This is a genomic window from Thiocapsa sp. UBA6158, from assembly GCF_002423035.1.
In the GTDB taxonomy this organism is placed as follows: Bacteria; Pseudomonadota; Gammaproteobacteria; order Chromatiales; family Chromatiaceae; genus Thiocapsa.
Genome location: NZ_DIUM01000134.1, coordinates 21,333 through 28,937 on the forward strand (window position 1 = coordinate 21,333; position 7,605 = coordinate 28,937).

The 7,605-nt window shown below is 65.8% G+C and carries 6 protein-coding genes; 5 read left to right on the top strand and 1 reads right to left on the bottom strand.

Annotated elements, in window-relative coordinates:
- Positions 1–28: 28 nt before the first annotated feature.
- On the bottom strand, positions 29–1,024 hold the full coding sequence (locus B4N44_RS17855; protein ID WP_296703814.1) for an aminoglycoside phosphotransferase family protein: 996 nt from the start codon (positions 1,022–1,024) through the stop codon (positions 29–31).
- A 190-nt stretch (positions 1,025–1,214) separates the two neighbouring features.
- Here B4N44_RS17855 and lptD point away from each other — a divergent pair, with 190 nt between their 5' ends.
- The 5 genes from lptD to B4N44_RS17880 all read left to right on the top strand — a co-directional run bounded on the left by lptD (position 1,215) and on the right by B4N44_RS17880 (position 7,586).
- Positions 1,215–3,782, top strand: a complete 2,568-nt coding sequence (gene lptD, locus B4N44_RS17860) for an LPS assembly protein LptD (protein ID WP_296703816.1) — start codon at positions 1,215–1,217, stop codon at positions 3,780–3,782.
- Positions 3,763–5,118, top strand: coding sequence for a peptidylprolyl isomerase (locus tag B4N44_RS17865; protein WP_296703819.1), 1,356 nt, complete (start codon positions 3,763–3,765; stop codon positions 5,116–5,118). Before lptD ends, B4N44_RS17865 begins: the two co-directional genes overlap by 20 nt.
- The gene (gene pdxA, locus B4N44_RS17870; protein WP_296703822.1) at positions 5,115–6,086 is read left to right on the top strand and encodes a 4-hydroxythreonine-4-phosphate dehydrogenase PdxA; all 972 of its coding nucleotides are present in this window, start codon (positions 5,115–5,117) and stop codon (positions 6,084–6,086) included. The genes B4N44_RS17865 and pdxA overlap by 4 nt, the downstream gene beginning before the upstream one ends.
- 526 nt (positions 6,087–6,612) lie before the next feature.
- Complete coding sequence (locus B4N44_RS17875; RefSeq protein ID WP_296703823.1) at positions 6,613–6,846, top strand: CheR family methyltransferase; 234 nt, start codon at positions 6,613–6,615, stop codon at positions 6,844–6,846.
- Complete coding sequence (locus B4N44_RS17880; protein WP_296703826.1) at positions 6,840–7,586, top strand: PAS domain-containing protein; 747 nt, start codon at positions 6,840–6,842, stop codon at positions 7,584–7,586. The genes B4N44_RS17875 and B4N44_RS17880 overlap by 7 nt, the downstream gene beginning before the upstream one ends.
- The last annotated feature ends 19 nt before the right edge of the window (positions 7,587–7,605 follow it).

A 7,605-nucleotide genomic window follows, 5' to 3' on the forward strand; every position in this document is an offset into this window, starting at 1 on the left:
GCCGGGACAGGCACCGCTCGAGCGGGCATCAGCCCGCGGCCGTCGACGCCGTGGCGACCATGGTGTCCAACGACGGCAGGACACGCGCATCCAACAAACGCGACAAACCCTCGAGCTCGGGATAACGGCCCGATACCTCGCGCACATAGCCCAGGGTGCGCGGGATATCGGCGAGATAGTGCGGTTTGCCGTCACGACGATTCAGCCGCGCGAAGATTCCGCAGGCCTTGAGGTGACGCTGTACGCCCATGAGGTCGATCCAGCGCAGAAAGCGGGGGAGATCGTCCTCGCGCAGCACGCCGCTTCGCCGCGCGAGATGAAAATAGCCCGAAGCCCAGTCGGTCACCCGCTCGGCCGGCCAGGCGATGTAGCAGTCGCGCAGCAGGGAGACGAGGTCGTAGGTGACGGGCCCCACCACCGCGTCCTGAAAATCGAGGATGCCGGGATTGCCCGCCTCGGTCAGCATCAGGTTGCGCGAGTGGTAGTCACGATGGACGCACACTCGCGGCTGCTCCAGGGCACTCGCCACAAGCCGATCCTCCACGACCGCGAGCGCGGCGGATTCTTCCGGTGCGAGCACGAGGCCCGGCAGCGACCCCAGAAACCACTCGCTGAACAGACCAAGCTCTCGGCGCAAGAAGGGCTCGTCGTAGCTCGGCAGGCCATCCGTCGGGCCACACGTCTGGATGACCGCCAAGGCGCCCAGTGCATCGCCGTAGAGCCGGTCGGCCGTGTCCTCGGTCAACTCGCCGAGATACACCCGGTCGCCCAAATCGGTGAGCATGAGGAAGCCGGCGGCGCGATTCTCCGCGTGGATCTCGGGCGTGTTGAGACCCACAGCGCGAAACCGTCGCGACAGATCGGCGAAACGTCCGCAGTCCTCGAGATCGGGGGGCGCATCCATCAGCACGCGCGTCGTCCCGTCGTGAAAGAGCCGCCAATAGCGACGAAAACTCGCGTCGGAGGAGGCGGGCTTCAGCTCGAAGTCCTCCGACTCCAAGACCCCCGCCGCCCAGCGGCGCATAGACTCGTATCGATCAGACACGGACACCCCGATCAGTCGCATCGTCGGCGCGGACCGACCGGCCCGCGACAGGTTCAAGATTGCTGAGTTTGTACAGATGTGCCATGGTTGCAGGTTAATACGAACCCGTCCACCGATCCGAGACACCGAGCTTGGATCGCCGCCGGCTTGAGTCGACCTGACATCCAACGTGCGCCTCGTTTCACTGGCCTTCATACTCTGTGCCGTCGCCGCGACCGCGGGCGCCGACGACCGCCCGGCGGCCGAGACGAGCGGCGCCTCGGAGGCCGCCGCGAGCCCGAGTCCGGCCCCCGACCAAGCGGGCGAGTCCGACGCTGCAATCGGTGATCCGAGCGCGCCGACGTCGAGCGTCGCAACCGTCGCCGTCACCTTGCCGCCGCTGCAGCCTCTGATACCGGATGCCCAAGGCGGCATGCTGCAGGAGCTCGAGCGCCCGGATCGGCAGGGCGACTCCGCCGAGGTACTGCCGCTGCTCGTATCCCCCGACGATCCCGGGACCGAGGCTCCGGCCGTCGAATTCGCCCCGCGTGTACTCGAGCTGCCGGACGCCTGGGACCCGCGACTGCACGCCGATCTGCCCTGGGAATTCTGTGGACCCCGCTCCGGCGCTGCCGGGTTCACCGGCCCCACGGCCCCGACCGGTACCGCAGGCATCCCGGTGGAGATCGTCGCCGATCGCGTCGACTATGACCGCAACACCGAGGTCATCGAGCTGCACGGCGGGGTCGACGTCGTGCAGACCGATCAACGGCTGCTGGCCGATCGATCGACCTACGACCGTCGCAGCGGTCGGCTCGACGCCAGCGGAGATGTCTTCCTGGAGACCCGCGGGCTGCGCATCCAAGGCGATCGAGCCGATTACAATGTTCTGACACGACAGGGCACAATCGACGCCGCGCGCTATCGTCTCTCCGGCAGCGCGAATCTGCTCGGCACCGCCGAGGAGGCCGAGATCCTCTCCGAGCAGCAAAGCCGCTATCGAAACATCACCTACACCACCTGCCCGCCCGGCAACGCGGACTGGTCGATCAAAGCGCGCGATCTCAAGCTCGATCAGGAAAGCGGGATGGGCTCTGCCCGTCACGCCCGGATCCGCATCGGCAAGATCCCGGTGCTCTACACACCCTACATCTTCTTCCCGATCGACGATCGGCGCCGCAGCGGATTTCTGATCCCGAGCTTCGGCTCGTCCAACACGACCGGCACCGACATCAGCATCCCCTACTACTGGAACATCGCCCCGAACATCGACGCGACCATCACCCCGCGCATCATGAGCACCCGCGGTTTGATGATGGGTACGCAGCTGCGCTACCTCGATCGCTTTCAGCAGGTGGAGATCAACGCCGAGGTCCTGCCCGAGGACCGCCGCGCCACCGAGCTCGGCACGCGCGGGGCGGTGCGCATCGAGCAAACCGGACGGCTCGGCCCGCGCTGGGCGAGCGCGATCGATTTCGCGTCGGTGTCGGATGATCAGTATCTGCAGGACTTCGGCAATCGCCTGGACGCCACGAGTCTGCGCAACCTGGTCCAGCGCGGCGACGTCTCCTACGCCGGCAAGGGCTGGAGTGCACTCGCGCGCGTGCAGCAGTTTCAGACCATCGACGCCGCAATCGCGCCGGCCAACCGCCCTTACGGTCAGCTGCCGCATGTCGAGCTGGACCTTCAGCCCCGACGCTGGAACGACCTGATCGAGTACGACCTCGAGGGTCAGTACGACTTCTTCGACCATTCGGCGCGCGTCCACGGCAATCGACTGGTCGCGGTTCCCACCTTGCGCATGCCGATGCGTCGCAGCTTCGGACACATCATCCCGCGGGCGCGTCTCTACTACACGGGCTACGATTTGCTCGAGCAGGCCGAAGGTCTGCCGTCGCGCCAATCCTACGCGATCCCCAGCTTCGACCTCGACGGCACACTCGTCTTCGAGCGCGACACCGCCTGGTTCGGCACCCCGACGCTGCAGACCCTGGAGCCGCGGATCTACTATGTGCTGACCTCCTTCGAGGACCAATCCAACGCGCCCTTGTTCGACACCACCCCGCTGGATTTCACCTTCGCCAGCCTGTTTCGTCCGAACCGTTTCACGGGGTACGACCGGATCGGCGACGAAAACCGGCTCACCCTGGGCCTGACCTCGCGCACCATCGCCAACCAAACCGGCCAGGAGCTGTTCCGGGCGAGTGTCGGTCAGATCTACTTCTTCGAGGACCGCCGCGTTCAGTTGACCGGCGATTCGGTGGAAGACGATGTCCAATCCTCGGTCGCGGGCGAGCTCGCGGCCCGGATCAGCGACGATTGGAGCGCGCGGGCAAGCCTGCAGTGGAATCCCAACGACACCGAGGCACCCTGGGAGAAACGGGTCCTGCAACTCAGATACGCGCCGACCGAAGGCAGCCGGCTGAACCTCGCCTACCGCTTCAATTACGGCGATCAGCCGGACCTGCGCTACGAGGACACCGACGTCTCGCTGCAGGTGCCGATCGGCTCGCAGGTGAAGCTGGTCGGGCGCTGGCTCTACTCGATGCTCAACGAGGAGACCGTCGAGGCCTTCGCCGGCATCGAGTTCGGCCGCTGTTGCTGGCGTCTGCGGGTACTCGTCCAACATTTGCAAACCGGCAACGACAGCGGCAACACCAGTGTGATGCTGCAGGTCGAGCTTGCCGGACTCGGCTCATTCGGCAACCAGATCGACACACTGCTGGAACGAGGCATCTATGGTTATCACACGGACTAGACGCGGACATCCTCGAGCGAGCGCCTATCGCCGCCGCGTCGCTGTCGGCTCACTCCTCGCCTGCTTGCTGATCGGGGCGGCGCCGGCGTCGAGCCAGGCGCCCATTCAAGAGCTGGACGCCATCGTCGCCGTGGTCAACGACGATGTCGTCGTGCGCAGCGAGCTCGACACCGAGATCGACCTGATCCTGCCGCAGATGCAACAGGCGGGCACGGCTACGCCGCCGCGTCACCAGCTCGAAAAGCAGGTGCTCGACCGACTCATCCTCAAGCGCCTCCAAGCGCAGCGCGCTCGCGACCTGGGGATCCAGGTCGAGGAGGCGACCCTCAACGAGGCCCTGACCAATATCGCCCAGCGCAACGGGCTGAACCTGGAAGAGCTGCAGGCCACGCTCGAAGCCGGGGGGATTCGCTTCGCCGACTTCCGCGAAGACACCCGCTCCCAGATCGTCACCACCCGCCTCCAAAATCAGGAGGTGGTCAACAAGATCCAGGTCACCGATCAGGAGATCGACCGCTTTCTGGAACGCGAGTCGAGCCGTCTCGTCGAGCGCGAGCAGGTCCGGCTGCAACACATCCTGATCGCCCTGCCGGAGAACCCGACCACGGCCCAGGTCCAAGCCGCCGAGGCCAAAGCCGCCCGCCTGGTCGCGCGCCTGCGCGGCGGCGAGGATTTCGCCAAGGTCGCCGCCGCCGAGTCCGACGGGCGCAACGCACTGCAGGGCGGCGATCTGGGCTGGTTCGAGATGGGCGCAGTGCCGAGCCTGGTGAGCGAGCTCGCCTTCACCATGGCCGAGGGCGAGATCAGCGATCCACTGAGCAGCTCCAGCGGCTATCACATCATCAGGCTCACCGAAATCAAGGCCGCCACGCCGGCCGATGTCGTGCAGACCAACGCCCGCCACATCCTGATCCGCACCAACGAGCTGGTCTCCGACGACGACGCGAAACGACGTCTGGAGCAGCTGCGCATGCGCATCGTCGGCGGCGAAGACTTCGCAAGCCTTGCCCGCGCCAATTCGGACGACACCGGCTCCGCCCTGAAGGGCGGCGACCTCGGCTGGGTCAATCCGGGCGACACTGTCCCGGACTTCGAGGAGGCCATGAACGCCCAGCCTCCGAACGGCGTAAGCGAGCCGTTCCAGAGCCCATTCGGCTGGCACATCGTCCAGGTGATCGAGCGTCGCAACCAGGACAAGGAGGGCGAGTTCATGCGGCTCAAGGCCCGCGAGGCGTTGCAGCGTCGCAAGGCCGAGGAGGCCACCGAGGAGTGGCTGCGTCAGCTGCGCGACGAGGCCTATGTGGAGATCCGACTCGACGAGGACGCACAGCTGTGATCGCGGTCACGCCCGGCGAGCCCGCCGGGATCGGACCGGATCTGGTCGTGCGACTCGCGCAGGAGCCGTCGGACACGCCGATGGTCGCGGTCGCGGACCCCGACCTCCTGGCCGAGCGGGCGCAACGGCTCGGGCTCCCGCTGCACATCGAGCGCGTCGAACCCGGCGATGCGGTCCCTCGGGCACAGCCCGGACACCTCGCCGTACTCCCGGTCGCCTTGCGTCAAACGGTCACCCCGGGCCGCCTGGACACCGCCAATGCGCCTTACGTCCTCGACACGCTGCGCATCGCCTGCGACGCCTGCCTGGCAGGCACCTTCAAGGCACTGGTCACGGGTCCGGTGCACAAAGGCGTCATCAACGACGCCGGGCTGGCCTTCACCGGTCACACCGAGTTTTTCGCCGAGCGCTGCGGTGCCGAGCCGGTCATGATGCTCGCCACGCCCGGTCTGCGTGTGGCCTTGGTCACGACACACCTGGCGCTGCGCGATGTGAGTGCCGCCATCACCCGCGAGCACCTCACCGAGGTCATTCGGATCCTCCACCGAGATCTGACGAGCCGATTCGGGATCCCCGAGCCGCGCATCCTGGTCTGCGGGCTGAATCCGCATGCGGGCGAAGGCGGTCACCTGGGACGCGAGGAGATCGAGGTGATCGAGCCCGTCCTCAACGAGCTGCGGGAGCTGGGATGGCATCTGATCGGACCCTTGCCGGCCGACACCGCCTTCGTCCCCGACAAGCTCGCCGACGCCGACGCCGTCTTGGCGATGTACCACGATCAGGGACTGCCGGTGCTCAAGCACCTGGGATTCGGTCAGGCGGTCAACATCACGCTCGGCCTGCCGATCATCCGCACCTCGGTCGATCACGGCACCGCACTGGATCTGGCCGGGACGGATCGGGCGGATCTCGGGAGTCTGAAGGCGGCAGTCAGCATGGCCCGATTTTTGACTGGGGCCTCTTTCTAATCAGGAGCGTCGTTGATCGTTGCGACCCGTCGACGCCCTCGGGCGACCCACTCAGGGTGATGGAACCACCTCGGAAAGCAACCGGCGAAGCTCTTTCCTCACCACCTCTTAGCACTCGCACACCCGCGCTTCCAGGTCGGGCCAATCCAGCACGCTGCAGGTCACCAGCTCCAGGTGGGGCAGCAGCTTGCGATACTCGGGCTCGGAAAGGGTGGCGAGCAGACGGTTTTAGCGCGGGCTCGGAGCGGCGATGGGGATGAGAGCTTTCCGGCGACTTCATGATGGATCATTGAAAAGCGATAACACGGCATGCTTGGTATCGCCTCCCTACGTGCGATCCCGAACAGAGCGCTTCCGACGCCTCCGCTACACTTATCGATCAGGTTGAGAGCAGATTGGCCGGGTTTGAGCATGGCCGCGGCGCCTGAACGAAAGACCGTCCAACGACCCTGCCGCAAGCCTGCAGACGCTGTATTCATTGCCCCGGCGGAGACCAGCATGACCACGACCAACGCCGAGGATAGTCGTGCGGGATCTCCTGATCATCTCCGATCAGGATCTGGTGCAGGACCCGCCCTTCTCCAGGATGGATCTCATCAGTTGTCGCAACCTGCTGATCGATCTCAACGGCGATCTGCAAGCGCGCCTGATCAGGCTCTTTCACTACGCCCTGAATCCGGACGGCGTGCTCTTTCCGGACAACTCAGAGACCATCGGCAAGGTCCCGGCCCTATTCGCACCGCTCAACCGCAAATGGTAGCTCTACAGCCGTCCGGAGCGACCGCACCGGCTACCGGCGATGCGAACCCGGAGCAGAGCGCACGCATCGCCGAGCTGGAGCTCGCGCTGCGCGCAAAGGATGACTATCTGCAATCCACGCGCGAAGAGATGGAGACCTCCAACGAGGAGCTGGCCACCGTCAACGCCGAGCTCCAGACCAAGGTCGCCGATCTCTCGCGTGCCAACAACGACATGAACAACCTGCTCGCCGGCACCGGCGTGGCGACCCTGTTCGTGGACCACCAACTGCACATCACACGCTTCACGCCGACGGCGACCCGCCTGATCAAGCTGATCGCGGCCGACATCGGTCGACCGGTCGGCGACATCGTCTCCAACTTTGCCGACGATACCGATCTCACGGAGGAGGTGCAGGCCGTGCTGGGCGACCTGCTGCCCCGCGAGCACGAGGTGCAGACCCGACAGGGGACCTGGTACCTGATGCGTATCGGACCCGATCGCACCCTGGAGAACGTCATCGAGGGCGCCGTCATCACCTTCGTCGACATCTCCGAGCGCAAGCGCAGCGAGGACGCGGTCCGCGCGACCCGTGCCTTCGCCGAGGCGATCCTGGATGCGATCCGCGAGCCCCTGGTCGTACTGGATGCGGACCTGCGGGTGGTCTCGGCCAACCGTGCCTTCTACCGCCACTTCCGCCTGACCGAAGCGGGCACCCGAGACCAGCGTTTCATCTTCTCCGAGGATCAGGACATCCTCTAGGAGCCTGTCCGACTTGTGT

Coding starts and splice junctions, on each gene's coding strand:
- B4N44_RS17855 (WP_296703814.1), bottom strand. CDS start 1,024: ATGCGCCGCTGGGCGGCGGGGGTCTTGGAGTCGGAGGACTTCGAGCTG.
- B4N44_RS17865 (WP_296703819.1), top strand. CDS start 3,763: ATGGTTATCACACGGACTAGACGCGGACATCCTCGAGCGAGCGCCTAT.
- B4N44_RS17880 (WP_296703826.1), top strand. CDS start 6,840: ATGGTAGCTCTACAGCCGTCCGGAGCGACCGCACCGGCTACCGGCGAT.